Source organism: Cohaesibacter sp. CAU 1516 (assembly GCF_005771485.1).
In the GTDB taxonomy this organism is placed as follows: domain Bacteria; phylum Pseudomonadota; class Alphaproteobacteria; order Rhizobiales; family Cohaesibacteraceae; genus Cohaesibacter; species Cohaesibacter intestini.
Map to the genome: position 1 here is coordinate 103,393 of NZ_VANT01000002.1, position 25,366 is coordinate 128,758.

At 57.7% G+C, this 25,366-nt stretch carries 18 protein-coding genes; 12 read left to right on the plus strand and 6 right to left on the minus strand.

Annotated features, from left to right (window positions below; translation table 11 throughout):
- Positions 1-61: 61 nt before the first annotated feature.
- A complete protein-coding gene (locus tag FDK21_RS07415; RefSeq protein WP_138148038.1) occupies positions 62-529 on the minus strand; it encodes an Rrf2 family transcriptional regulator in 468 nt (155 codons plus the stop codon).
- A gap of 302 nt (positions 530-831) precedes the next feature.
- On the opposite strand from FDK21_RS07415, the gene gcvA reads away from it, so the two are divergent.
- From gcvA to FDK21_RS07460, 9 genes are all read left to right on the plus strand, one after another.
- A complete protein-coding gene (gene gcvA, locus FDK21_RS07420) occupies positions 832-1,758 on the plus strand; it encodes a transcriptional regulator GcvA (RefSeq protein WP_114008438.1) in 927 nt (308 codons plus the stop codon).
- Between the two features lie 423 nt (positions 1,759-2,181).
- The gene (locus FDK21_RS07425; RefSeq protein ID WP_138148039.1) at positions 2,182-3,369 is read left to right on the plus strand and encodes an acyl-CoA dehydrogenase; all 1,188 of its coding nucleotides are present in this window, start codon (positions 2,182-2,184) and stop codon (positions 3,367-3,369) included.
- A 74-nt stretch (positions 3,370-3,443) separates the two neighbouring features.
- Positions 3,444-4,679, plus strand: a complete 1,236-nt coding sequence (locus tag FDK21_RS07430) for a CaiB/BaiF CoA-transferase family protein (RefSeq protein ID WP_138148040.1) — start codon at positions 3,444-3,446, stop codon at positions 4,677-4,679.
- A 37-nt stretch (positions 4,680-4,716) separates the two neighbouring features.
- Positions 4,717-6,390, plus strand: coding sequence for a thiamine pyrophosphate-binding protein (locus FDK21_RS07435; protein ID WP_138148041.1), 1,674 nt, complete (start codon positions 4,717-4,719; stop codon positions 6,388-6,390).
- Between the two features lie 198 nt (positions 6,391-6,588).
- On the plus strand, positions 6,589-7,863 hold the full coding sequence (locus FDK21_RS07440; protein WP_138148042.1) for an acetylornithine deacetylase/succinyl-diaminopimelate desuccinylase family protein: 1,275 nt from the start codon (positions 6,589-6,591) through the stop codon (positions 7,861-7,863).
- An 80-nt stretch (positions 7,864-7,943) separates the two neighbouring features.
- A complete protein-coding gene (locus FDK21_RS07445) occupies positions 7,944-9,431 on the plus strand; it encodes an ABC transporter substrate-binding protein (RefSeq protein ID WP_138148043.1) in 1,488 nt (495 codons plus the stop codon).
- A gap of 106 nt (positions 9,432-9,537) precedes the next feature.
- Entirely contained in the window at positions 9,538-10,491 is a 954-nt protein-coding gene (locus FDK21_RS07450) for an ABC transporter permease (RefSeq protein ID WP_138148339.1), read from the plus strand.
- Entirely contained in the window at positions 10,488-11,381 is an 894-nt protein-coding gene (locus tag FDK21_RS07455; protein ID WP_138148044.1) for an ABC transporter permease, read from the plus strand. The genes FDK21_RS07450 and FDK21_RS07455 overlap by 4 nt, the downstream gene beginning before the upstream one ends.
- Positions 11,378-13,021, plus strand: coding sequence for a dipeptide ABC transporter ATP-binding protein (locus FDK21_RS07460; RefSeq protein WP_138148045.1), 1,644 nt, complete (start codon positions 11,378-11,380; stop codon positions 13,019-13,021). The genes FDK21_RS07455 and FDK21_RS07460 overlap by 4 nt, the downstream gene beginning before the upstream one ends.
- A gap of 48 nt (positions 13,022-13,069) precedes the next feature.
- Here FDK21_RS07460 and pgi read toward each other — a convergent pair whose 3' ends face one another.
- A complete protein-coding gene (gene pgi, locus FDK21_RS07465; protein WP_246657520.1) occupies positions 13,070-14,695 on the minus strand; it encodes a glucose-6-phosphate isomerase in 1,626 nt (541 codons plus the stop codon).
- A 338-nt stretch (positions 14,696-15,033) separates the two neighbouring features.
- On the opposite strand from pgi, the gene FDK21_RS07470 reads away from it, so the two are divergent.
- The 3 genes from FDK21_RS07470 (at position 15,034) to FDK21_RS07480 (ending at position 20,025) form a co-directional block, all read left to right on the plus strand.
- Positions 15,034-18,117, plus strand: coding sequence for an AsmA family protein (locus FDK21_RS07470; protein ID WP_138148046.1), 3,084 nt, complete (start codon positions 15,034-15,036; stop codon positions 18,115-18,117).
- A gap of 251 nt (positions 18,118-18,368) precedes the next feature.
- Positions 18,369-19,325, plus strand: coding sequence for an arginase (gene rocF / locus FDK21_RS07475; protein WP_138148047.1), 957 nt, complete (start codon positions 18,369-18,371; stop codon positions 19,323-19,325).
- 265 nt (positions 19,326-19,590) lie between these two features.
- Positions 19,591-20,025: a methylglyoxal synthase gene (locus FDK21_RS07480; protein ID WP_114008428.1), complete on the plus strand. Its 435-nt coding sequence runs from the start codon at positions 19,591-19,593 to the stop codon at positions 20,023-20,025.
- An 80-nt stretch (positions 20,026-20,105) separates the two neighbouring features.
- Here FDK21_RS07480 and FDK21_RS07485 read toward each other — a convergent pair whose 3' ends face one another.
- The 4 genes from FDK21_RS07485 to FDK21_RS07500 all read right to left on the minus strand — a co-directional run bounded on the left by FDK21_RS07485 (position 20,106) and on the right by FDK21_RS07500 (position 25,332).
- Positions 20,106-20,540, minus strand: coding sequence for a universal stress protein (locus FDK21_RS07485; RefSeq protein ID WP_138148048.1), 435 nt, complete (start codon positions 20,538-20,540; stop codon positions 20,106-20,108).
- On the minus strand, positions 20,537-23,149 hold the full coding sequence (locus FDK21_RS07490; RefSeq protein WP_138148049.1) for a TRAP transporter permease: 2,613 nt from the start codon (positions 23,147-23,149) through the stop codon (positions 20,537-20,539). The genes FDK21_RS07485 and FDK21_RS07490 overlap by 4 nt, the downstream gene beginning before the upstream one ends.
- A gap of 317 nt (positions 23,150-23,466) precedes the next feature.
- A complete protein-coding gene (locus FDK21_RS07495) occupies positions 23,467-24,435 on the minus strand; it encodes a TAXI family TRAP transporter solute-binding subunit (protein WP_114008425.1) in 969 nt (322 codons plus the stop codon).
- A 39-nt stretch (positions 24,436-24,474) separates the two neighbouring features.
- Positions 24,475-25,332, minus strand: a complete 858-nt coding sequence (locus FDK21_RS07500; RefSeq protein ID WP_114008424.1) for a MurR/RpiR family transcriptional regulator — start codon at positions 25,330-25,332, stop codon at positions 24,475-24,477.
- Positions 25,333-25,366 lie beyond the last annotated feature (34 nt).

The window sequence follows — 25,366 nt, forward strand, 5'->3', positions numbered from 1 at the left end:
AAAAAGGCCGGTTGGTGACATCCCAACCGGCCTTTCCATACCTCAAATTGTCCCGTGCAACTCAGTTGGCCGCAGCTGTGGCCACAGACTTTGGCTCGGCAATATCGAGCAGATTGCGCATGTCGCCTTCTTTCTGGGTCAGATCAGCCAAAGTGTATTTGTCGAGTGCTTTCAGGAAGGATTCCAGCGCATCATTGAGCGCATGGTTGAAGTCGCACATCGAAAGAAGCGGGCAATCATAGCTGCCTTCATCGAAGCAGTCGGCGAGATGGAAATTCTCTTCCGCCGCCCGGATGATCTGGCCTAGGGTGATATCAGCCGGGTCTTTCGCCAGCTTCAGGCCACCATTGCGGCCCCGATGTGTGGTGATGAACCCGTTCGACACCAGAATTGGCAGGATCTTGAACAGATGATATTCCGAGATGTCATAGACCCGGGCAATTTCGCTCACCTTGGCAAACTCGCCTTTCTTAGCGGCGCAATACATCAGAATACGGACAGAGTAATTGGCCTGTTGGGTCAGTCTCATGATCGGGTCACCTAATGCTCTCGGTTTGGATCTCTTGATACGCGCCCTTCGGGTTTGCAGATCTCGTCATGCATGCCCACTGTCTTGGTCAATCCGTCAGACATGACGTCACTGACGCGACATGGAAGCGCTCCGCGCCCTGTGATTGTTGGCGCAGACCTAATATGGGGCAGTTTGCATCATTTTTCCATAGCTTAGAATAGAAACAGAGACGCAGCATTTGCCCACTGGGATAACTTCGCCTAATTTTCGTGGTCTGATATTCTCTTTTTCACCCCAGATGGCCAACCGCGAGTGTGACCATGTTCAATTACCTGCCGTCCCTCTCTGCCCTGCGTGCCTTTGAGGCCGCTGCGCGCCATCTCAGCTTCACCAAGGCGGCCAATGAACTGGGCGTCACCCAAAGCGCCATTTCGCGCCAAATGCGGGCGATGGAAGAGTTGCTCGGGCTTCGCCTGTTCGAGCGCACCGGTGCGGGGCTGGTCTTGACCGAAGCTGGCGCCGTTTATGCCGACAAGATCCGCTCCAAGCTACAGGACATCGAGACGGCGACCCTTGAACTGCTCGCCTATCGCGGTCAGGGGGGAGAGCTGACCATTGCCTGTCTGCCAACGCTGGGCGCGCGCTGGCTGGTGCCGCGCCTGAACAAATTCACCACCGCGCACCCGGAAATTCTCATCCATATCGTCACCAAGATCGCGCCGTTCGAATTCAGTGATCAGCATATCGACGCCGCCTTTCACTTTGGCGACGCCACGTGGGCGGGCGCACTGACCGATGCTCTGATGCCGGAATTCATCATACCGCTTGGGCATCCGGATCTGCTCAAGGAAAAAGAAGCCTTGGGCCTCACCGCCCTTCTGCACAAATATCCCCTGCTGCAAGCCTCATCGCGCCCCACCATCTGGCCCCACTGGTTCAGCCAGTCTGGCCTCACCCATGCCAATCCCCATGTCGGCCCACGCTTCGAGCATTTTCATATGGTGATCCGCGCCGCAGCGGCCAAAATGGGCATTGCCATCCTGCCGCGCCTGTTGGTGGAGGAAGAGCTGGCATCGGGCGAACTGGTGGCACTGGATGAGACGGCGGTGCAATCGAACGGCAACTACTATTTTGCCTATCCCCAAACCAAACGGGCCAACCCGAATCTGCAAACCTTCCGCACGTGGGTCATGCGTGAGGCACTGACCACCAAGAAGCAGATGCTGAAGGCCTATGAAGGCAAGTGAAGGCAAGTGAAAGCGCGTCCTTCCGACGCAGGGGATAACCATCCTTCATGCAAAAGCCCGTTTTTGCCGCAAATTTTCCACGAAGTCATGAGCAAAGCTCATGTGCTTTTGAATATTCATCGCTTCTCGGATAGGCATGGCCCCACTAGGATAACCCCCAAAGAGAACCGGACAGACACCTGCACCCCGCCCTTGGATGTGAACAATCGCCACGAAGAAGCAAGATTGCCACCCAAGGCCCAAGCGATGGTCGCCAGATCCGTCTGTCCGGGATAAGCTCTGCACAAGGCGATGCCCTACGGACCACCCCCTGATGGGATGCTCCCACCAATGAGACATCGTGCGATATTTTAGGAAACACAGTCTTTCTCCTTGCCGGTTTTTGGCGGAGCAAAAAGGCTGCCAGTCAAGGAGCCGGCTCATATGTGTGCCAAACCGCAATTCACCTGGGATGATCCCTTCCATTTCCGCGACCAACTGGACGAAGACGAGCGGATGATCACCGATGCCGCCCGCGCCTTCTGTGACGACAAGCTGATGCCGCGCATTCTGGAAGCCAACCGCAACGAGACCTTCGACATCGACATCATGCGCGAGTTGGGCGAAGTCGGTTTCCTCGGCCCAACCATTGCCGAAGAATATGGCGGGGCTGGCGTCAGCCATGTTGCCTATGGCCTGATTGCCCGCGAGATCGAACGGGTTGATTCGGGCTATCGCTCCGCCATGTCGGTGCAGTCTTCTCTCGTCATGCATCCGATTGACGCCTATGGCACCGAAGAGCAGAAGAAGAAGTATCTGCCCAAGCTCGCCACCGGCGAACTGATCGGCTGCTTTGGCCTGACCGAACCCAACCACGGCTCCGACCCGGCGTCGATGATCACCCGCGCCACCAAGGTCGATGGCGGCTATCGCCTGACCGGTGCCAAAATGTGGATCACCAACAGCCCGATCGCCGACATTGCCATTGTCTGGGCCAAGTCCGACGCCCATGACGGCAAGATCAAAGGCTTCATCGTCGAAGCCAGCACTGATGGCTATTCCGCGCCAAAGATCGAAGGCAAGATGAGCTTGCGCGGCTCTATCACCGGCGAGATCGTTCTCGACAATGCCTTTGTGCCAGACGAGAATTTGCTGCCCAAGGTGCAAGGGCTTGCCGGTCCGTTCGGCTGCCTCAACAAGGCACGCTATGGCATCGCATGGGGCGTGATTGGCGCAGCAGAATTCTGCTGGCATGCTTCGCGCCAATATACCCTTGACCGCACCCAGTTTGGCCGCCCATTGGCCCAGACCCAGCTTGTCCAGCTGAAACTGGCCGACATGCAGACCGAAATCACCCTTGGCCTGCAAGCCGCTCTGCGCGTTGGTCGCCTGATGGATGAAGGCAATTGCCCGGTCGAGAATGTCTCGCTGATCAAGCGCAACAACTGCGGCAAGGCCTTGCATATTGCCCGGCTCGCCCGTGACATGCATGGCGGCAACGGCATTTCCGACGAATTCCACGTGATCCGCCACATGGTCAATCTGGAAACCGTCAACACCTATGAAGGCACCCACGATATCCATGCGCTGATTCTGGGCCGTGCCCAGACCGGCCTGCAGGCATTCTTCTGAGCCATAGAGCGCGTCAGGCACAAGACCTGACCTGAAGAAATAGTCTGCTTTGGACGGTGAGGAGGAGTTCGTCCATGACAGGAGCCCTGTCGCATATTCGCGTGCTGGATCTGTCCCGCATTCTGGCTGGCCCTTGGGCCAGTCAAATCCTCGGGGATCTCGGTGCCAATATCATCAAAATCGAACGCCCCGGCAAGGGCGACGACACCAGAGGCTGGGGCCCGCCCTTTCTGCCCGATGCCATGGGGGGCGCGAGCCATGACGCCGCCTATTTCGCCTGTTGCAACCGCAACAAGCGCTCGCTGGCTCTCGACATCACCAGCCCCGAAGGCCAGCAAATCATCCGCGATCTGGTCAAGACCAGCGACGTGCTGATCGAGAATTACAAGGTCGGCGGGTTGGCCAAATATGGCCTTGATTATGACAGTCTGAAAGCCATCAAGCCCGATCTGGTCTATTGCTCGGTCACCGGTTTTGGCCAGACCGGGCCGGACGCCCATCGCGCCGGATATGATTTCATGATCCAGGCCATGGGCGGTCTGATGAGTGTCACCGGACAACCGCAGGGCACCCCCGGCGGCGGCCCGGTCAAGGTTGGCGTTGCACTGGCTGATGTGATGACCGGCCTTTATGCCACCATCTCGGTTCTGGCTGCGCTCAATCACCGTGCGGTCAGCGGCGAAGGGCAGCATATCGACCTCGCCCTACTTGATGTGCAGGTGGCAACGCTCGCCAATCAGGCCACCAATTATCTCATCACCGGCAAGGCCCCGACCCAGATGGGCAATGCCCATCCAAACCTGATGCCTTATCAGTCCTTCCCGGCGAGCGACGGCCATTTCATCCTCGCGGTTGGCAATGACAGCCAGTTTGCCCGCTTCTGCGAGCTGACCGGCCTTGCTGGCTTGGCCGAGGATGAGCGCTTTCTCACCAACCGCGCCCGGGTGGAAAATCGCGATATTCTGACCGCCAAAATCTCGGCCATCACGGTGGATCGCACCATCGACGATTGGCTCGCTCTGTTTGGCCGCGAAGGCATCCCCTGTGGCCCGATCAACACGCTCGACCGGGTCTTTGCCGAGCCGCAGGTCCAGCATCGCGGCATGCAGGTCGAGCTTCAACGCCCTGACGGCGCCCGCCTGCCCGGTGTCGGCAACCCGATCAAACTGAGCAAAACCCCGGTGCGCTATGACATCGCCCCGCCTTTTCTGGGCGAACATAGCCGCGATGTGCTGACCCGCGATCTGGGACTTAATGAGAGAGAAATTGAAGATCTGATCGCCCGTCAGATCGTCGAAACGAACGAATAACCCAATCAGGATCGACCGATCCTTGAGGATGAAAGCCATGAGCAACCGCAAATTCACAGGCGCCACCCTTCTTGTCGACAGCCTTGTCGCCCAAGGTGCCTCCACCATCTATGGCGTGCCGGGCGAAAGCTATCTGGCGGTGCTGGACGCACTGCATGACGCGCCAACGCTGCATTTCGTCAATGCCCGCCAGGAAGGCGGCGCAGCGATGATGGCCGAAGCCCATGGCAAACTGACCGGCGAGGTCGGCCTCTGCATGGTCACCCGTGGCCCCGGTGCGACCAATGCCAGCGCAGGCGTCCATGTCGCCTTTCAGGATTCGACCCCGATGATTCTGTTCATTGGTCAGGTCGCCAGCGACCAGATCGAACGCGAGGCCTTCCAAGAGATTGATTATCGCCGCATGTTCGGCCAGATGGCCAAATGGGTCGCCCAGATCGATGACCCCGCCCGCATGCCCGAATTCATCGCCCGTGCCTATCGCACCGCCCTTTCGGGTCGCCCCGGCCCGGTGGTTCTGGCCTTGCCCGAAGACATGTTGACCACAGAAGTGCCAGCCCCCAATGCCCTGCCGCCAAAGGTCAAACCCGCCGACAGCGCTCCGTCGCCCGACGCCATGGCAGAGCTGACAGATTTGCTCAAAGCCTCCGAACGCCCCTTCATGATCATTGGCGGTGGCGGCTGGTCGGCTGAGGCCAAACAGGCCGTGGCCGACTTCGCCGAAGCCAACGCCATTCCCGTTGGGGTCTCATTCCGCTGTCAGGATTATTTCCCCAACACGCACCCCAATTATGCGGGCCATGTGGGCATTGGCATTGATCCGGCCTTGGCTGCACGCATCAAGCAAAGCGATCTGTTGCTGGTGCTTGGGGCGCGTCTGGGAGAAATGACCACCTCCGGCTACACCCTGATCGACAGCCCGGTGCCAAAGCAGACCCTCATCCACATCCATGCGGACCCGGAAGAACCCGGCCGCGTCTTCAGCCCCACGCTGTCGATTGCCGCTCGCCATGCCACCGCCGCCAAAATGCTCAACCAGCTTGGCACCGTGCGCAACATCATGGATATCGATTGGGTAAGAGCGGCGCATCAGGGCTTTGAGGCCTTCCACGCCATTCCGGCCCGCAAGAGCCCCGGCGACATGCAAATGGCCGAGGTGATGAAGCATATCGATGCCAACACCCCAGAGGGAACCGTCTTCACCAATGGTGCAGGCAATTATGCCATCTGGGCCCATCGCTTCCTCACCTATCGCGGCTGGCGTACCCAGCTGGCCCCGACCTCCGGCTCAATGGGCTATGGTCTGCCTGCCGCCGTTGCCGCCGCCATTCACGACAAGAACCGACCGGTCATATGCTTTGCAGGAGACGGCTGTTTCCAGATGACCTGTCAGGAATTTGCCACCGCCACACAAGAAGGCGCGCCGATCAAGGTGATCGTCGTCAACAATGGCATCTATGGCACCATCCGCATGCATCAGGAGCGCGAATATCCCGCCCGCCTGTCCGGCACAAGCCTCACCAATCCGGACTTCGCTGCTATGGCCCGCGCCATGGGCGGACTGGCGGAAACCGTTACCAGAACCGAAGATTTTGCCGCAGCTTTCGCGCGCATCATGGCCCATGACGGCCCGGCCCTGATAGAAATCATCACCGATCCGCAGGCCCTGACCCCGGTCAAGACACTCGATGAGTTCCGCAACGGACAATGACAATTCAACCACATTTCAGTTTAAAATAACTGAAATGTGGTTCTTTTTCGTCCTTGATATCCGCAGCTTCCCCTAAAGAGCAACCGCAAAATTTGCACGCCCTCTCGACAGATCACGTTTTTTTACGCACTCTGTTGCCTCAAGCCCAAAAGGGCCCCAGAAGGCGAAAGCGGGCCACATCTTTCGAAAGGGACAGGGGTGCAACAGCTGATCGACTGCATCGAGGCCAAACGTGATGACCTTGTTGCATTGACCCAGGATCTCATTCGCTTCCCGACGATCAACCCGCCGGGCGAAGCCTATGAGCCATGCGCTCGTTTCATCGGCGACCGTTTGGCAGCCAAGGGCTTTGCTGTGGACTATGTCCGCGCCACCGGCTCCCCCGGTGACAGCGAACGCTATCCGCGCCTGAATGTCGTTGCCCGCTTCAACGGCCAAAAGCCCGGCCCCTGCATCCATTTCAATTCCCATATCGACGTGGTCGAGGTCGGCAAAGGCTGGACCAAGCCGCCCTTTGACGGCGTGGTTGAGGATGGCAAGGTCTATGGCCGGGGCGCTTGCGACATGAAAGGCGGTCTCGCCGCCTCGATCATCGCGGCGGAAAGCTATATCGAGACCTATCCCGACTTTGCTGGCTCGATCGAGATTTCCGGCACCTGCGACGAGGAATCCGGCGGCTTTGGCGGCGTCGCCTATTTGGCCGAACAGGGCTATTTCAACAAGGATCGGGTTGATCATGTCATCATCCCCGAACCATTGAACAAGAACCGCATTTGCCTTGGCCATCGCGGTGTCTGGTGGGCGGAAATCGAAACCCACGGCCACATTGCCCATGGCTCGATGCCTTTTCTTGGTGATTGCGCCGTCCGCCATATGGGCGCGGTGTTGGAATCTTTTGAGAACACGCTTTTCCCGGCACTCGCCACCAAACGCACCGACATGCCAGTCGTACCCGAAGGCGCCCGCCAATCAACCATGAATATCAACTCGATCCATGGCGGCCAAACCCGTCAGACCGAAGGCCTACCCTCCCCTTGTGTGCCGGATTCCTGCCGCATCGTGATTGATCGCCGCTTCCTGATCGAGGAAGATATCGACGTGGTGAAAAGCGAAATCACCGACCTGCTTGAGCAATTGAAACAAAGCCGCAAGCTTTTTTCCTATCAATTGACCGACCTGTTCGAGGTCCAGCCAACCATGACCGACAAGGACCAGCCGGTGGTCCGCGCGGTGCATGAGGCAATGGAAGAGGTGCTCGGCACCGCCCCGGACTATGTCATTTCGCCGGGAACCTATGACCAGAAACACATCGACCGCATCGGCAAATTGAAGGATTGCATCGCCTATGGCCCTGGCATTCTCGACCTTGCCCATCAGCCCGACGAATGGGTCGGAATTGAGGATATGGTCGATTCGGCCAAGATCATGGCGCTTGCCATTGATACGCTTTTACGCAATACACAACCAAGTTAACCACCCCTTTGAACAAGGGATATGGGGCGTCAAACCCTGTCGTTTGGCGCGGCATTGACCACCAGGTTGGGAGAACCTTCATGATCAAATCAGCCCTGAAATGGACTGCAGCGATTTCCGTGGCGTCCGCTCTGCTCGCCTCCAGCGCCTTGGCCGCCCGCACGGATCTGACCGTCGGCGTCCGCTTGGAGCCACCGCATCTGGATCCCACCGCTGGCGCGGCAGCCGCCATTGACGAAGTGGTCTATGCCAACATTTTCGAAGGCCTGACCCGGATTGACGAAACGGGTGCAGTGAAACCGGCACTTGCCGAAAGCTGGACCATTTCCGAGGATGGCAAGACCTATATCTTCAAGCTGCATGACGGCGTCAAATTCCATGACGGCACCGACTTCAATGCCGATGATGTGGTCTTCACCTTGAACCGCGCCCGTGGCGAAGCCTCGGTCAACGCCCAGAAAGCCCTGTTCGAGCCAATCGAGAGCGTCACCGCCCTTGACCCGCTGACCGTCGAAGTCAAACTGAAGCGCCCGACCGGCAGCATGCTGTTCAATCTCGGCTGGGGTGACGCCATCATGGTGGCGCCCGAAAGCGCCGAGACCAACAAGACCAACCCGGTCGGCACCGGCCCGTTCAAGCTTGGCAAATGGGTCAAGGGCGATTCCATTGCCCTGACCAAGAACCCAGATTATTGGGGCGAAGGTGCCAAGCTCGACAAGGCAACCTTCAAGATCATCGCCGATTCTGCTGCTGCCGTCTCCGCCCTGATGGCTGGCGACGTTGATGCCTTCCCGATTTTTGCCGCCCCGGAAATGCTGCCGCAATTTGAAGTCAATCCGCGTTTCAAGGTGGTCATTGGCACCACCGAAGGCGAAACCGTCCTGTCGACCAACAATGCGCAAAAGCCATTTGACGATGTCCGGGTCCGCAAGGCGATGGCCCATGCCATCAACCGAAAGGCCCTGATCGAAGGCGCCATGTTCGGCTATGGCACGCTGATCGGCTCTCACTTCGCGCCGCACAATCCGGCCTATGTTGATTTGTCCGGCGTCTATGACTTTGATCTCGCCAAGGCCAAAGCTCTTTTGAAGGAAGCCGGGCTGGAAAATGGCTTCAAGGCCCGCCTGCATCTGCCGCCAACCGATTACGCCCGCCGTTCCGGCCTGATCATTGCCTCTGACCTCAAAAAGGTCGGCATTGATCTTGAAATCATCAATGTCGAGTGGGGCCAGTGGCTGAAACAGGTCTTCAAGGGCAAGGATTATGACCTGACCATCGTCTCCCATACCGAGCCAATGGATATCGGCATTTATGCCCGCGATGACTATTATTTCCAATATAAGAATGCCGACTTCAACGCCACCATCGAAGAGCTGAATGCCACCTCGGATGAAGCCAAGCGCACCGAGCTTCTGCACAAGGCGCAGAAAAAGCTCAATGACGATGCCGTCAACGGCTTTCTGTTCCAGCTGGCCAAAACCGGTGTCTGGAATGCCAAGCTCAAGGGTCTGTGGGCCAACGCGCCGGTTCAGGCCAACGATCTGACCAAGGTCGAGTGGATGGACTAACGCAAAGAGACAAGCTACAAGAGAACGAGGCATGGCGGTCATCGCCGTGCCTTTTCTCATCTTTCGCCCCGTTTTTCACGCCTTTCGAAAGCCAACGTCGCCCCTCATGATCGCTTACAGTCTGCGCCGTCTTGTCTCGCTATGTCTGACCCTGATCGCGGCGTCGCTCTTCGTCTTCGCTGTCATGGAGATCCTCCCCGGTGACCCGGCGGAACTCATACTCGGCATCAATGCCCAAGAAGACACGCTGGCTGCCCTGCGCGAGCAATTGGGACTCAATCTGCCACTGACCGAACGCTATTGGCTTTGGATCACCGGCATGCTGTCGGGCGATTTTGGCACCAGCTATACCTATTCCGTGCCTGTGACCGAGCTGATCGGCGAGCGCTTGACCGTTTCTCTGCCACTGGCCCTGGTCGCTTTACTGCTCTCCACGCTGATTGCCCTGCCGCTTGGCATTCTGGCAGCCGGCAACCACAATAAATGGCCGGACATTTCCCTGATCGGCGCAACCCAATTCGGCATTGCGGTGCCCAATTTCTGGTTTGCCATGCTGTTGGTGCTGGTCTTTGCCGTCACCCTGCGCTGGTTTCCGTCCGGCGGCTTTCCCGGTTGGGAGGCAGGCATCCTGCCATGCCTTCAGGCTTTGGTGCTGCCCTCCATCGCACTTGCCCTGCCGCAAGCCTCGATTCTTGCCCGCATCATGCGCTCTTCCATGCTCGAAGTGATGCATGAAGATTATATGCGCACCGCCCGCGCCAAGGGCCTGACCTTCACCCAGACCCTCAAGCGCCATGGCCTGCGCAATGCGCTCATTCCGGTCGTCACCATTCTCGGCCTGCAATTTTCCTTTTTGCTGGCGGGCACCGTCATCATCGAAAATGTCTTTTCCCTGCCGGGCCTTGGGCGGTTGGTTTTTCAAGCCATCAACCAGCGCGACCTGATCACCGTCAAGGCGGTGATCATCCTGCTGGTCGCCACTGTCATATTGGTCAATTTCCTCGTCGATCTGACCTATGCCCTGATCGATCCGCGCCTGCATCGCAGGAGACAATCATGACAGAGACCGCGATGCCAAGCGCCAGAAAGCAGCCCTCGTTTCTTGCCCGCTCCCTTCACTCGCCCTCCTTTGTGATTGGCGGCCTGATCACCTTGATCTTCGCGCTACTGGCGCTGGTTTCCTTCGTCTGGACACCCCATGACGCCTTGGTGGTCGACATTGCCAATCGCCTCAAACCCATCAGCGCCAGCCACTGGCTTGGCACCGATCATTATGGCCATGATCTCTTTTCGATGATCATGCTGGGCGCGCGTAACTCCATCGCCGTGGCTCTGGTCGCCGTTGGCATCGGCATGGGCCTTGGCGTGCCGATTGGCACATGGGCGGCGGCCCGTGGTGGCTGGCTCGATGAAGGCCTGATGCGGGCGGGGGATTTCATCTTCGCCTTCCCGGCCATCATTTCCGCCATCATGATCACCGCCATTGCAGGCCCCGGCGCGATCAATGCCATCGTCGCCATTGGCATTTTCAACATTCCGGTCTTTGCCCGCCTGTCGCGCGGCGCAGCGCTCAGCCTCTGGGAGCGGGAATTCATCTATGCCGCTCGCCTGTCTGGCAAGGGCGCGGCCCGCATCACCATCGAGCATATTCTGCCCAACATAGCCAATCTGCTGATCGTGCAGGGGACGATCCAGTTCTCCCTCGGCATTCTGGCCGAAGCGGGCCTGTCCTATGTCGGCCTTGGCACCCAGCCGCCAATGCCCAGCTGGGGCCAGATGCTCTCTGAGGCCCAGACTTGGATGGTGATGGCACCGCAACTGGCGATCATTCCCGGCCTTGCCATCATCCTCACCGTGCTGGGGCTCAATCTGCTGGGCGACGGCCTGCGCGACATGCTCGACCCGAAAACCCGCACCAGCCTTGATATCGGCGGGAGCAAAGCCTCATGACCCTGCTTTCGCTCGATCAGGTCAATCTGACCATTGGCCAGCACCAGATTCTGAAAAATGTCTCCCTGTCGCTCGAAGCGGGCCAATGCCTTGGGCTGGTGGGGGAATCCGGCTCTGGCAAAAGCCTCACAGCCCTGTCCATCATGCAATTGCTGCCGCCCAAGGCCCAACTGAGCGGCTCCCTTCGTCTTGGCAGCCACGATCTGATGGCCATGAGCGAAGCCGAGCTGTGCGGCCTCAGAGGCAATGGCATGGGCATGGTGTTCCAAGAACCGATGACCGCGCTCAATCCGCTGAAACCCATTGGCGCGCAGGTGCTCGAATCCATCCTGCTGCACACCGCTTGCACCCGCCGCGAGGCCGAGGACAAAGCCCGTCATCTGCTCGAAAGGGTCGGCCTGCCGCCAGACCAGATTTCGCCCAACCGCTTCCCGCACCAATTGTCCGGCGGTCAGAAGCAGCGGGTCATCATCGCCATGGCCATCGCCATGCAACCCAAGCTGATCATTGCCGACGAGCCAACCACCGCGCTCGATGTCACCAGTCAGGCCGAGATCCTCAAATTGCTGAGGGCCCTGATGCAAGAAGACCAGTCGGCTCTGTTGCTGATTTCCCATGATCTGGCGGTGGTGGCCGATATGGCCGACCAAATTGCCATCATGAAAGAAGGGGAAATTGTCGAGACCGGCCCCCTGCCACAGCTCTTTGAGACCCTCAGCCATCCCTATAGCCAGAGCCTGTTTGACGCCTCGACCCATGTGCCGACCCGCGCCAAACCGCCGCTCTATAATGACGACCCGGCGCTGGTGAGCGAAACACCCATCCTCATTACCAACGACATCACCCGCGACTATCCCCTGCCGCGCCAGTTCCCCACCTTTCGCCGCGCCCATTTCCGCGCCGTTGATCATGTGGATCTGACCATTCATGCGGGGCAAAGCGTTGGGCTGGTCGGCGAATCCGGCTGTGGCAAATCCACCCTTGCCCGTGCCCTGCTCGGCCTTGAAGCACCACAAAAGGGCGACATCCGCATCAGCGACCGCAATCCCTATGCCAGCGATCAGGCCGCCTTGATGGAAATCCGCAAGGATATTCAGATCGTCTTCCAGGATCCCAATGGATCCTTCAATCCGCGCCACAAGGTCGGCCGCTCCATCGCCGAGCCATTGCATCTCTATCGTGACGGATTGAGCAAGGAGGAACGCAACCAGCGCATCGCCGAAAGCCTCACACAAGTGGGCCTCAGTCCCGATGTGGCCGAACGCTTTCCCCATGAATTTTCCGGCGGTCAACGCCAGCGCCTTGCCATTGCCCGCGCGCTGATCACCCGGCCGAAAATTATCATTGCCGATGAGCCGGTCTCGGCGTTGGATGTCTCGATCCGCGCCCAGATCCTCGATCTCCTGACCGACCTGCGCGACCGGCTTGATCTCGCCTATCTGTTCATCAGTCACGACCTGTCCGTCGTCCGGGCCATCACCGATGAAGTGCTGGTCATGTATCAGGGTAAGATCATCGAGCGGGGCCGCACCGAAGCGGTCTTCTCCAACCCGCAAGCGCTTTACACCCGTCGCCTGATTTCCGCTGCCCCAGACCTGCATGACACCATCGCCAAACGGCAGGCCGAACAGCCCCAATAAAAACGGGCGGAAAATCCGCCCGTCTCACTGTCAAATTTTAAGGGACCCTTAGCGGGCGCGATAGGCCTTCAGACGATCAAGGATCGCTGGTTCCCCTTCGCCGCGCTCGGCGCTTGCCACCGCTGGCGCCAGCTTGTTGGCCAATTCCTTGCCAAGCTCAACGCCCCACTGGTCATAGCTGTTAACGCCCCAGACCACACCCTGCACAAACACCTTCTGCTCATAGAGCGCAATCAGACGGCCCAGCATCTTCGGCGTCAGCTTGTCATAGAACAGCAACGAGCTTGGGCGGTTGCCCGGGAAGACTTTGTGGGTCGTCAGAGCGGCAACCTCTTGCGGCGATTTGCCAGACGCTTCCAGCTGTGCTTTGGCTTCCTCGGCGGTGCGGCCAAAGGCCAAAGCTTCCACCTGCGCAAAGCAGTTGGAGAGCAGCAGATCATGCTGATGCTGGTCCGCCTCGCTCGGCTTGGCGGCAACCAAAAATTCACACGGCGTGATGTCGCTGCCCTGATGCAGTTCCTGATAGAAAGCATGCTGACCATTGGTGCCAGCCGCCCCCCAGATCACCGGACCGGTCTGACGCAGCACCGGCGAGCCATCATTGCGCACGGTCTTGCCATTTGATTCCATATCAAGTTGCTGCAGGAAATCGGCAAAATAGAGCAGGCGCTGATCATAAGGCAGCACCGCCACCGACGCGCAAGCCCAGACATTGCGATACCACAGGCCCAAAGCGGCCATCAGCATCGGAATGTTGTCGCGGAACGGCGCGGTTTCAAAATGGCTGTCCATCGCGCGGGCGCCAGCAAGGAAGTCTTCAAAGCCCTCCGGTCCGATGGCAATCATCACCGGCAGGCCAATCGCCGACCAGACCGAATAGCGCCCGCCAACCCAGTCCCAGAATTCAAACATCCGGTCGGTATTGATGCCAAAGGCTTCAACGCCCGCCTTGTTGGTCGACAGAGCGGCGAAGTGATCGGCCACAGCATCCTCGCCAATCGCCGCCGTCAGCCACGCCTTGGCGGCTCGGGCATTGGTCATGGTTTCCTGTGTGGTGAAGGTTTTCGACGCCACAAGAAACAGGGTTCGCGCCGGATCCAGCCCCTTTAGCGTGTCACCCATATGGGCACCATCAACATTGGAGACAAAATGCACCCGTGGGCCATCATGATAGGCAGCAAGCGCCGCCGTCACCATATGTGGCCCCAAGTCCGAACCACCAATACCAACATTGACCACATCGGTGAAAGGCTGCCCGTCCTTGGCAGCGATCGAGCCGTCGCGCACACCCTTGGCAAAAGCATAAAGCCGCTCTTTGACCGCATTGATATCGGCCATAACGGCTTGCCCATCAACGCTCAGATCGTCGGCCACCGAGCCGCGCAGCGCGATATGCAGAACCGCACGCCCTTCGGTATTGTTGATCAGCGCTCCAGACTTCATCGCCTGATAGCGCTCGGCCACGTCTGCCTGAGCAATCAGGGCTTCGAGCAGCATCAGGGTCTTGTCATTGATCCGGTTGCGGGAATAGTCGAGCGTCAGGCAGTCGTCCATTTCGGCCGAATAGCGGGCAAACCGCTCTGGATCCTCGGCAAAGGCGTCCCTGAGATGAAAAGACGAAAAGTCCTCGCGATGGCGAACCAGATCCGACCAGATGACTTCCATTGAACTCATTTTCTTCTCTCCTTTGCCCCCAATCGAGCTTTTTCAGACAGAACAGGACCGAACCAGCCAATCGGCTCGGCCTACGCATTTGGCCCGTATCATACATAAGTCGAAGCCGAGCGCATTTTGATCTGCCGAGTTTTCCACTTTTGCAACCCCGTTGACCAACAAATCGCAGACAATCCGCTTATTTTCCAGCCACTGCACCATACCGCCACGTTGCTGCCCCATGCGACAGCGAAGTTGGTGCCATGGGTTGCGACGCAGTAAGATAGGTTGTGTTGATTCGTTTGGTGACGATACACCAAACGGACGGCCGCCCAATTGCCCTAGTTTGAGACTGCCCGATGCGTAACATCCTGATCTCTCTGCTCTCCACTGTCTTTCTGGTCATTCTCGCTTTGGCGATGGTTCCGGTCTTCGTCTCGACCGACTTTTTGAAAAGTCAGGTCCAGCAATTTGTCCAACAACAATCCGGCATGAAGCTCGACATTTCCGGCGATGTGTCCCTGTCTCTCCTGACCGGTTTGCGCCTGTCGGCAGACAAGGTCGCTCTGCGCGATCAAAATGATCAGCCGCTGGTGGCCATTGGACAGCTGGATTTTTCCCTCGCCCTGTCGCCGCTCCTCTCGGGCAAAGCCGACATCACCGGCATCACCCTGATTGATCCGGTGCTGACGCTGACACAAAAGACCTCACCCCCACCTTCCGAGACAGACCCGACATCCGACGCCACCTCGTCCTCTGACGACGAGATCGACCTTTCGGCACTCAGCCTGCGTCAATTGGGACTGCGCAATGCCATGATCGTCCGCATGGATGGTGGCGGGCATCAAACCACTCTGCTGTCCGGACTGGATCTGACCCTGCGAGCGCCTGACTTTGACGGCGCGGCCAGTCTTGAAGGCTCACTGCCCTTCAAAGAACAGGACATTGCCTTTTCCGGCGAGATTGCCAATGTTCGCAATGCGGTCAACGGTCGCTCCTCGGGCCTCACTATTGATGTCACCAACGATCTGCTGAAAGCCAAATTGATCGGCGAGCTGGCGCTGAAAGGCGACGCGCTGCTGGTTGCCAATTATGCGTTCAACGCAGGCAACGTCACCCAATTGTTTGAGTGGCTCGGGGCCGCCAACGCGCCCCTCTCCATCGGCAAGATCGAGGCCGATGGATCGCTCGTTGCGCTAGCCAATGAAATCCGCCTGCCCGCGCTCAACCTCGCCTTTGACGATCAGGCTATTCACGGGGCCGCCCGCATCTTTACCGACGAGTCCCTCACCCGCCCCTTGATTCGCGTTGCGCTGGACATGCCGACCTTCAATGTCGATGCCTTGCTCGCCGACAAGGACAACAGCGGAGCAGCATCGAATGCACAGGCGAGCCAAGACGAGACGGATCAAGCCGAACCGGACCTCTCGGCCTTGCGCGAATTTGATCTGACCGCCGATCTGCGTGCTGGCCGGATAACCTATCAGGGCAAGAGCCTGCGCCAATTGAAGTTGCTGGCCCAGATCATCGACGGGCAAATGCGTCTTGACCTCAAATCCGCCAACCTTGCCAAAGGCAATCTGCAAGCCAACCTGTCTGGAGATCTGGGACAGTTGCTGTGGAATGGCTCACTGAAGGTGCAACAGATCGACATACAGGAAGCTGCCCGTCTGGCCGGTCAGGCAAGCCCCCTGTCAGGCATGATTTCTTCCGATCTCAACTTTGCCGCCAAAGGCCTCACGCCAGACGCCATCGCCAACAATGGCAATCTCGCCGGGCAGATCACTCTGGCCAATGGCAAGCTCGCCAATCCGGCTTTACAGGCCGCCATTCCGGGCCGTGAATCCGGCACCATCGACAAGCTCACCTCCCGCGTCACAATCACCAGCCTTGATCAGCCGATCGACATAGCCGGCGCCTTTGGCTGGAATGGCGAGACGATCCGCTATTCAAGCCGCATTGGACTGGCCGAAGCCCTGCGGCAACAGCCAATCCCGGCAAGCCTCTCCGTTGATGCCCGCCCCTTGTCGTTGGCCCTTTCCGGTCTGGTAAACCCGGCAAGTGTCAGCTTGTCCGGCTCGACCCTGTCAATCAAGAGCCCCTCAAGCCGGAACTTGCTCAGCTGGCTTGGGCAATCCGTCACCAGCGGCACACCAGACCTGCCGATCAGCCTGTCGACCAAACTTGCCCTGTCGAGTGACAGGACCAATCTGCAAAATCTGTCGCTGCAAATGGGCCAATCCCGCGGCAGTGGCAATCTCGCCTATCAAGCGGGTGCCAAGCCTGTGGTCAATGGCGCCCTTGCCTTTGAAACGCTGGACCTCACCCCCTTCATGGGGGACGGCAAGAGTCAGGGCCGCACGGCACGCGCGTCCACACAGACGGCCCAGCAGGGCTGGGACACAAGCCCGATAGATTTTTCTGGCCTTAACAATGTCAATGCCGAGCTCACCCTGTCCGCCAAGTCCCTCGTGGCCCGCGATATCAAGACAGGCTCGGTGCAAATGGCCGTCCGCCTGAAAGACGGGCAATTGTCAGGTTCGCTGGATCGCCTCAATCTGTATGAAGGTCAGGGAACCGGTGGCTTTTTCGTCAATGCTGCCACCAAGCCAGCGCAATTGTCAGCCAACTTCGCCTTGGCGAACATGCAAATGTCTGGCTTCCTGCGCGACAGCATTGACATGAAGGCCCTAAGCGGGCGTGGCGGCGTCACCCTCGATCTGACAGCCAAGGGTGCAAGTCAGGCCGACATCATTCGCCAGCTCAATGGCTTTGCCAAACTGGAAATGCTTGACGGCCAGATCCGTGGCATCAACATCCCGCAAATGATGCGCCGCCTGAGCGGCAACATTCTGGAGGGATGGTCCACATCCCAGAGCCAAACCACCGATTTCTCATCCCTGACCGCCAGCTTCCAGTTCAACAATGGCATGGTCAGCAATCAGGATCTGTTGATGCTGAGCCCGCTCTTCCGCCTTGCAGGGACGGGCCAGATCGATCTGCCCAACAGCCGCATCGACTATAAGGCAACGCCAAAGCTGTCCACCACCCTCAAGGGACAGGGCGGTCTGGTTGATGCGCAAGGGGTTCCGATCCCGATTATCATCAAGGGCAAGCTAACCAAACCACGCATCTATCCTGACATTCCCGGCATTCTGGAAAATCCGGACGCCATTTTCAAAGGCCTGCAACAGCTCGGCGCGCCGGGCAAAGCGGCCAGCGAGGGCCTTCAGCGGGTTGAGAAAAACATCACCAAGGAAATTCAGAAACAGTCGGACAAGTTGGGCATTGATCTCAACAACATCCTCAAGCCGCAATCAGGCAACAACAATCAGCCCCAGCAAAATCAAAATCAAAATCAAAATCAAAACCAGCAGCAACAACAGCAGCCGGTCGAGCAGAGATTGCTGCGGGATCTGACCAAGGGCCTGTTCGGCAACTGACCAGCCCCATCCCTGACAAGAGGGGCGTCGCTTTGCGGTCCTCTTGTCAGGCTATCAATTTGCACAATCCAGTGACGCAAATCGCCAGAAGTCCTATCAAATTTACCACACTTGTTGCCTTCAGATTGGCGCCCCGGTCGGAATAATTGACCCTATCCGCAACCATGCAGTGGGCGCGCACCTCAACTCCGACCCATACCGGATATAGGCAGCACTGGCGCGCCACGCAGTTTCAGGGGTAAAGCGATACAATGTTCGAGCGTCAATCGATTGGCCTTCTAGGTGTTCCGGTGCAAGATGGCACCCATGAAAAGGGCTGCCTTATGGGCCCCGACGCCCTGCGCACCGCAGGCATCGTTGAAACCCTGACGGGTCTGGGCTTTGCCTGCATTGATCATGGCAATCTCACCCCGACCAGCCTTGAGGCGACACCCCCTACCAAGGGAAATGCCAATAATTTCAAACAGATTGCCAACTGGACCCGTTCCCTTGCCGATCAGGCCTATGCGATGGCGAAGGATAGTTTTCCGATTTTTCTGGGCGGGGATCATTCCCTGTCGATGGGCTCTGTTGCCGGCATGGCCCGCCACGCGGCGGAGTGTGACCGTGCGCTTTATGTGCTCTGGCTGGATGCTCATCCGGATTTCAACATTCCCCAAACTTCGGACTCCGGCAACATGCATGGCATGTCGGTCGCGGCCTTCTGCGGCCTTGAGGCCATTGAAGGCGTATATGCCGCACCGCTTGCCCATCCGGTGAACCCGACACAGGTTCATATGATGGGCATTCGCAGCGTCGATCGGCAGGAACGCGAGTTGCTCAAGACCCACGGGGTCCATGTCCATGATATGCGTGTCCTTGACGAGGTTGGCGTCATGCAGCCTTTGCAGCAGATGCTCGATGAGATCAAGGCCCGCAAAGCCATGCTGCATGTCAGCCTCGATGTCGATTTTCTCGACCCGAGCATCGCCCCTGCCGTGGGCACCACGGTTCCCGGTGGCGCCACCTTCCGCGAGGCTCATCTGATCATGGAAATGCTCCATGAAAGCGAATGCGTCACCTCGCTCGATCTGGTTGAACTCAATCCCTTCCTTGACCATCGCGGCAAGACGGCGGAATTGTTGACCGACCTGACGGCCTCCTTGTTCGGTCGCAAGATCTTTGACCGTCCAACACGCCGCCCCCGCCCGATGCCCGGCCCATACTGACCGGCTTGTGATGTCTTGCAAGGATGCGAGGCCCGCCCTTTCGATAGATCCGGCCATGCCATATATACCTGAAAGCCAAAGGCAATCGCGGCAATCCGTCTCTCACTTGACCCTGTGGTGAGTGGCCACCGGCTCTGGACAGGCGACGCCGAATGCCGCTAGACTGCGCCCGGTTTCCAAGACCGGCAGGACCGCTCTGGCATGCCTTATGCGGCGGTCATCATTCCTGTTGTCGGTCGCCAAACGGCTAAAGGACACAAGATCCATGCAAGAGACACAGAACCAGTCGGGCAAAGACATCTTGCGCATTGCCCTAGTTGCTCATGACGCCAAAAAAGATGACATGATCGACTGGGTCGGAGAACATCTCTCCCTGCTGGAAAAGGCGCAACTCTTTGCGACAGGCACCACTGGTGGCCGCATTCTCAAAGCCTATCCAAGCCTCAATCTGCAGCCGCTCTTCTCCGGTCCCCTTGGAGGCGACCAACAGATCGGCGCAATGATTGCCGAGAAACGACTAGATGGGCTGATCTTCTTTGTCGATCCTCTGTCCCCAATGCCCCACGATGTGGATGTGAAGGCCCTGAACCGACTTGCCATTGTCTATGACCTGCCGATGGCCTGCAGCGGAACGTCGGCCAACTATATCATGAAGGGGCTGGTCGAAACCCATTATGGCTCGATCGAAGCCGCCCAATAACCCCTGTCATGGCGACTAACGCAAAAGGCCACCCCGGAGAATGGGGTGGCCTTTCTTTTTTTTGTCCTTAATCGGGCGCTCTATTTGTTGCGGACCACATAGACCGAACAATTGGAGTGACGCACGACGCGCGCCGCATTCGGTCCCAGCAGATATTCACGCAAGTCCGGCTTGTGCGCCCCGATGACGATCAGATCGATATCGGTTTGCTCGGCAAGCTCTAGAATTTCCTCATAGACCGACCCGGTGGCCACGATGTGGCGGATTTCCTCATTCCGCTCATCACCGAGAATGGACCCGACCCGCTCGCGCAGCCGATCCTTGGCTTCCTTGACCGCCTGCTTCTGGAAATTGTCATCAAAATAGGAACTCACGAGGGTCATGCCGAAATTCGGCACAACCGTCACCACATCAAGGCTTGCATCGTCGAGTCGCGCCAGCTTGTCTGCCTTGCGCAGCACCTCGATGTCATTGTCCTGACTGATATCCAGAGCACATAGAACTGATTTAATCATGACGCAGTCTCCTCCTCACGGCGTACACGCGCCCGCTGCAACATATAGACCAGACCAAGCAGCAAAAGGCCCGGAATGAAGACCAGCTCCTTGGGCAATTGATCTGCCTTGACCTTGGCGGATTTGATCACCACTGGATCGTCGCCATAGAAGTCAAACGAGCTCATTTTTTCAAATAGGGGCGTGCCCGGGAATGGTTCATCCATCTTGGTCACCCCATCCTCATCCATCAGGGTCAGACCGGCGGCCGACAAACGGGCATCGCCGCCCTGCTCATCGCCAGCTTCCAGCACAAGCGTGGTTTCCTTGATCTGGCTGGTATCGAAATCCGGTCCAGACACCACCAGACGCAACTCGCCACCTTTGTGCAACGTCCCGAAGGTCTCGGAAATGGCAGCAGGTTCAACCTTCTCATAAGGTGGTTGCAGGTGATTGATGAAATAGTCCGGACGAAACAGCACGAAAGCAATCAACACCAGTGCAACGCTTTCATAGATCCGGCTTTTGGTAACAAAATGTCCCATCGTTCCGGCTGTGAAGACCAGAATGGCTATCGTCGCGATGATGAAGACCAGAATGCCCTGATACCAGGTCACATCAATCAACAACAGATCGGTGTTGAAGATGAAGACGAAGGGCAGAGCCACCGTACGCAGGGAATAGAAGAAGGCTGTGAAGCCAGTCTTGATCGCATCCCCGCCGGACACCGCCGCCGCCGCGAAGGAGGCAAGCCCCACCGGCGGCGTCACATCCGCCATGATGCCGAAATAGAAGACGAACAAATGCACGGCAATCAACGGTACAACAAGCCCGCTTTGCTCCCCAAGCGACACCACAACCCCGGCCATCAGCGAGGAGACGACGATATAGTTGGCGGTGGTCGGCAGCCCCATGCCAAGCACCAGCGACAGCATGCCGACAAAAATCAGCATCAAGACAAGGTTGCCACCGGAGATCAGCTCGACGAGATCGGCCATCACCTGACCGATACCGGTCAGCGTCACGGTGCCAACAATCACCCCGGCAGTCGCGGTCGCCAGACCAATGCCGATCATGTTGCGCGCACCGTCAATCAGGCCGCTACCCAGATCCTTGACCCCTTCGGCGAAGACATTGGCTGTGGCACTTTCCCCGCGGAAAATAGCCTTCAGCGGCCGCTGGGTCAGAAGGATGACAAACAACAGGGCCGTTGCCCAGAAGGCCGACAGACCCGGTGATTTCTGCTCGATCATCAGGAAGTAAACCAGCACAACGATCGGCAGCAGATAGTAGAGACCGGACTTGTAGATCTCGGACATTTCCGGCAGCACAACTTCCTTGGCGTTCGGATCATCCGGATGCAGGTCTTCAACGGTCGCAGCAAATTTCAGCAGCACCACATAAGCCACAAAGACCAGAAGCGCCAGAACCCAGCTAGCCCCGTCGGGCACAGCTGCCGAAATCCATCCAATCGGGAACTTGATCCCATAGCAAATGGCTGCAAAGCAGAAGAAGAAGGCAAACATGCCAAGCACCGTCCGCAGGGTCGAAACGCTCTTGTTGCCAAGGGTCGGCATATTGCGTTTCACCGCTTCGAGATGGACGATATAGACCAGAGCGATATAGGAAATGATCGCAGGCAGGAAGGCATGGGTGATCACCTCGACATAGGAAATGCCGACATATTCCACCATCAGGAAGGCAGCAGCCCCCATCACCGGCGGCATGATCTGGCCATTGACCGATGAGGCCACCTCAACAGAACCGGCCTGCTCGGAGGTGAAGCCCACCCGCTTCATCAGCGGAATGGTGAAGGTACCGGTCGTCACCACGTTGGCGATCGACGAGCCGGAAATCAGGCCTGTTGCACCGGAGCCGACAACGGCGGCTTTCGCCGGACCACCCTTGAGGTGCCCCAACGCGGCAAAGGCCATCTTGATGAAATAGTTGCCCGCACCGGCCTTGTCGAGCAAGGCGCCGAACAGCACGAACAGGAAGACGAACTTGGTTGAAACCCCAAGCGCAATACCGAACACACCTTCAGAGGTGATCCACATATGGCTCATGGCTTTCTTGAGAGACGCGCCTTTCCAGCGGATCACCTCGGGCATCCATTCCGACGCTCCGAAAAAGACATAGAACAGGAAGATCGTTGCAATGATCGCCATGGCCGGCCCAAGCGCACGCCGGGCGGCTTCAAACAGCAGAAGCAGACCTGCCAGCGCGAACCATTTGTCCATATCGTCGGCCAGACCGCCATTGTCGACGATCTTTTGATACATGAAGAAGCCATAGAGCGCGATGAAGGCGCCAGCCAGCGAAAAAAACCAGTCCTGGACCGGAATGTGATGGCGTGGGCTCGAGGACAGCGCAGGATAGGCCATATAGGCGAGAAAGATCGCGAAGGCCAGATGGAACTGTCGGGAGTTGTTGATCAGATCGCCGGGCAGAACATAATTGGAGATCGGAGAGGCCAGAACGACCTGAAAGAGAGACCAAATGAGAGCGACGGCTGCGAGGAAGGTCCCCACCGCGCCGACGGGATTACGCGAACCGGCATCGGTGGACGCGACCAGTTCCTGAAGTTCTTCTTCAGAAAGGGGACGCCCGCTTTCCTTTTTTTGTGACATTTCAAACAGCTCCCTGCCGTCACAACAGCGCGGCTGACCAGAGAATCGTCAGGAGATTCTCACCGCAGGGCATATGTCTCTGGCCATCATGCGAACGCGCCACCGGAGATCAACCAAAACGGATCCCCCGGACAGACCCGAAATGGGTCACAATGACAAGCATGAAAGGCATGCAGAGGCCGCGGAATGTCACACCTCAGTCTGCAACAGCATCGTATCGAGTGGGAGTCAGCACGCAATCAGGATGTGCTGTCCACTTCTGTTAAACGAAAAAAGGCTCCGGGACTGACTGTCCCGAAGCCCGGCATCAAAATGGATTATTTAATCCAGCCTTTTTCTTTGTAATATTTTGCAGCGCCTGCATGCAGAGGAGCAGACAGACCGTCTTTTGCCATTTCTTCAGGCTTCAGGTTGGCAAAAGCAGGATGCAGCTTCTTGAAGGCATCGAAGTTTTCAAAGACGGATTTTACCAAGGTGTAAACGGTGTCTTCAGAAACTTTGGCAGAGGTCACGAAGGTCGCGCCAACACCGAAGGTTTTGGTGTCTGCATCATTGCCACGATACATGCCGCCTGGAATGGTCGCGGTGCGGTAGTAGCTGTTGTCACCGATCAGTTTTTCGACAGCAGCGCCGTCAACGGTCACCAAAACGGAATCACATGCGGTGGTTGCTTCCTGAATGGAACCGGATGGGTGACCAACGGTGTAAACCATGGCATCGATCTGGTTGTCACACAGGGCAGCAGACTGTTCAGCCGCTTTCAGCTCGGTTGCCAGAGCGAAATCTTCGGTCGTCCAGCCCAAAGCTTCCATCAGGACTTCCATGGTCCCGCGCTGACCGGAGCCAGGGTTACCAATATTGACGCGCTTGCCTTTCAGGTCCTGGAAGGACTTGACGCCGGAATCGGCACGGGCAACCACGGTGAATGGCTCGGGATGCACGGAGAAGACAGCGCGCAGGTCTTCAAACTTGCCTTTATCCTCAAACTTGGAGGTGCCGTTGTAAGCATGATACTGCCAGTCGGACTGGGCAACGCCGAATTCCAGCTCGCCTTCGCGGATGGTGTTGATGTTGTATACGGAACCACCGGTGGATTCGACGGAACAACGAACACCATGTTCTTTGCGGCCCTTGTTGACCAGACGGCAGATCGCACCACCGGTCGGGTAGTAAACGCCGGTTACGCCACCGGTACCAATGGTGATGAACTCTTCAGCAAAAGCGGCTGGCGAGAAGGTGACACCGGCTGCGAGTGCAGCGGCCGTCAAGGTTACTTTTTTCAACATATTGTTCTCCCTGAGTTGAAAAGGTCCAGTGTGCTTATTTTAATCCCAAAACTCACCATTGAGATGGTTTCGGGTTTCGACTTCTTCTATTCGCGCACGCGCTTCTTTGCCGGCGCGATGAACCAACATTCCGACTATAGTTTCAATTAGCACAAGAGTGGCTGCATAAGAAGAGAAGAATTGCGGACTATCGGTCGGTACAATGAAATAGGAGGAGGAAAATTCGAGCGCCGGACAGGAATGTTTATCCGTTATTACAAAGACATACGCACCAGCCTCATGAGCCATCTGAGCCGCAAGGATCGATCGTCTGGCATAGGGCGACTTGGTGATGATGATCAGGGCGTCCTCTTCCGAGAGACCGACCAGAGACGAACTCAGAGACGCACCCATACGTCCTGCAACCCGCCAGTTTTTGGCAAAATACCGGGCCAGATAGGCAAAATACTCGATGAGCCCTGAGGAGCTGAAGGCACCAAACAGATGCACCTCGCGCGCGGCATCGAGAGTCTTGACCACATCGAACAGACGCTCCCTGTCAAGCTCACTGCCCATCATGCTGATATTGTTGAGGCAGGCAGACACTTGCCGATCAAAAAAAGTTGGAGCATCCGCTCCATGCTGTTCTTGCACAAGAAGATCTGCACGCTGTGCAAAACTCAGCGCTTGGCGCCCCACAGCAGCCCGACACAGATCCCGCATCTCTTCATAATTGGCAAAGCCAAGCGCCTGAGACAACCGTGTGAAGGTCGCTGGAGCCAATCCCGCCCGACCGGAAACCGCCCGCAGAGAATAGGTCGCAACCTCCATTTCATGGGCAGCCACATAGTCCGCGGCCTGTCGCAGCCGCTCGCTCAGTTCCCCATAATGGCCGGCAATCCGATCCTTTATCGACAATGCGTCCAGTGTTCCACTCCCCGTATGATCGAAC

What these genes read in the sequence shown, in the direction of transcription:
- FDK21_RS07415 (WP_138148038.1), bottom strand. Translation starts at nt 529, where the DNA reads ATGAGACTGACCCAACAGGCCAATTACTCTGTCCGTATTCTGATGTAT.
- gcvA (WP_114008438.1), top strand. Translation starts at nt 832, where the DNA reads ATGTTCAATTACCTGCCGTCCCTCTCTGCCCTGCGTGCCTTTGAGGCC.
- FDK21_RS07425 (WP_138148039.1), top strand. Translation starts at nt 2,182, where the DNA reads ATGTGTGCCAAACCGCAATTCACCTGGGATGATCCCTTCCATTTCCGC.
- FDK21_RS07430 (WP_138148040.1), top strand. Translation starts at nt 3,444, where the DNA reads ATGACAGGAGCCCTGTCGCATATTCGCGTGCTGGATCTGTCCCGCATT.
- FDK21_RS07435 (WP_138148041.1), top strand. Translation starts at nt 4,717, where the DNA reads ATGAGCAACCGCAAATTCACAGGCGCCACCCTTCTTGTCGACAGCCTT.
- FDK21_RS07445 (WP_138148043.1), top strand. Translation starts at nt 7,944, where the DNA reads ATGATCAAATCAGCCCTGAAATGGACTGCAGCGATTTCCGTGGCGTCC.
- FDK21_RS07450 (WP_138148339.1), top strand. Translation starts at nt 9,538, where the DNA reads ATGATCGCTTACAGTCTGCGCCGTCTTGTCTCGCTATGTCTGACCCTG.
- FDK21_RS07455 (WP_138148044.1), top strand. Translation starts at nt 10,488, where the DNA reads ATGACAGAGACCGCGATGCCAAGCGCCAGAAAGCAGCCCTCGTTTCTT.
- FDK21_RS07460 (WP_138148045.1), top strand. Translation starts at nt 11,378, where the DNA reads ATGACCCTGCTTTCGCTCGATCAGGTCAATCTGACCATTGGCCAGCAC.
- pgi (WP_246657520.1), bottom strand. Translation starts at nt 14,695, where the DNA reads ATGAGTTCAATGGAAGTCATCTGGTCGGATCTGGTTCGCCATCGCGAG.
- FDK21_RS07470 (WP_138148046.1), top strand. Translation starts at nt 15,034, where the DNA reads ATGCGTAACATCCTGATCTCTCTGCTCTCCACTGTCTTTCTGGTCATT.
- rocF (WP_138148047.1), top strand. Translation starts at nt 18,369, where the DNA reads ATGTTCGAGCGTCAATCGATTGGCCTTCTAGGTGTTCCGGTGCAAGAT.
- FDK21_RS07480 (WP_114008428.1), top strand. Translation starts at nt 19,591, where the DNA reads ATGCAAGAGACACAGAACCAGTCGGGCAAAGACATCTTGCGCATTGCC.
- FDK21_RS07485 (WP_138148048.1), bottom strand. Translation starts at nt 20,540, where the DNA reads ATGATTAAATCAGTTCTATGTGCTCTGGATATCAGTCAGGACAATGAC.
- FDK21_RS07490 (WP_138148049.1), bottom strand. Translation starts at nt 23,149, where the DNA reads ATGTCACAAAAAAAGGAAAGCGGGCGTCCCCTTTCTGAAGAAGAACTT.
- FDK21_RS07495 (WP_114008425.1), bottom strand. Translation starts at nt 24,435, where the DNA reads ATGTTGAAAAAAGTAACCTTGACGGCCGCTGCACTCGCAGCCGGTGTC.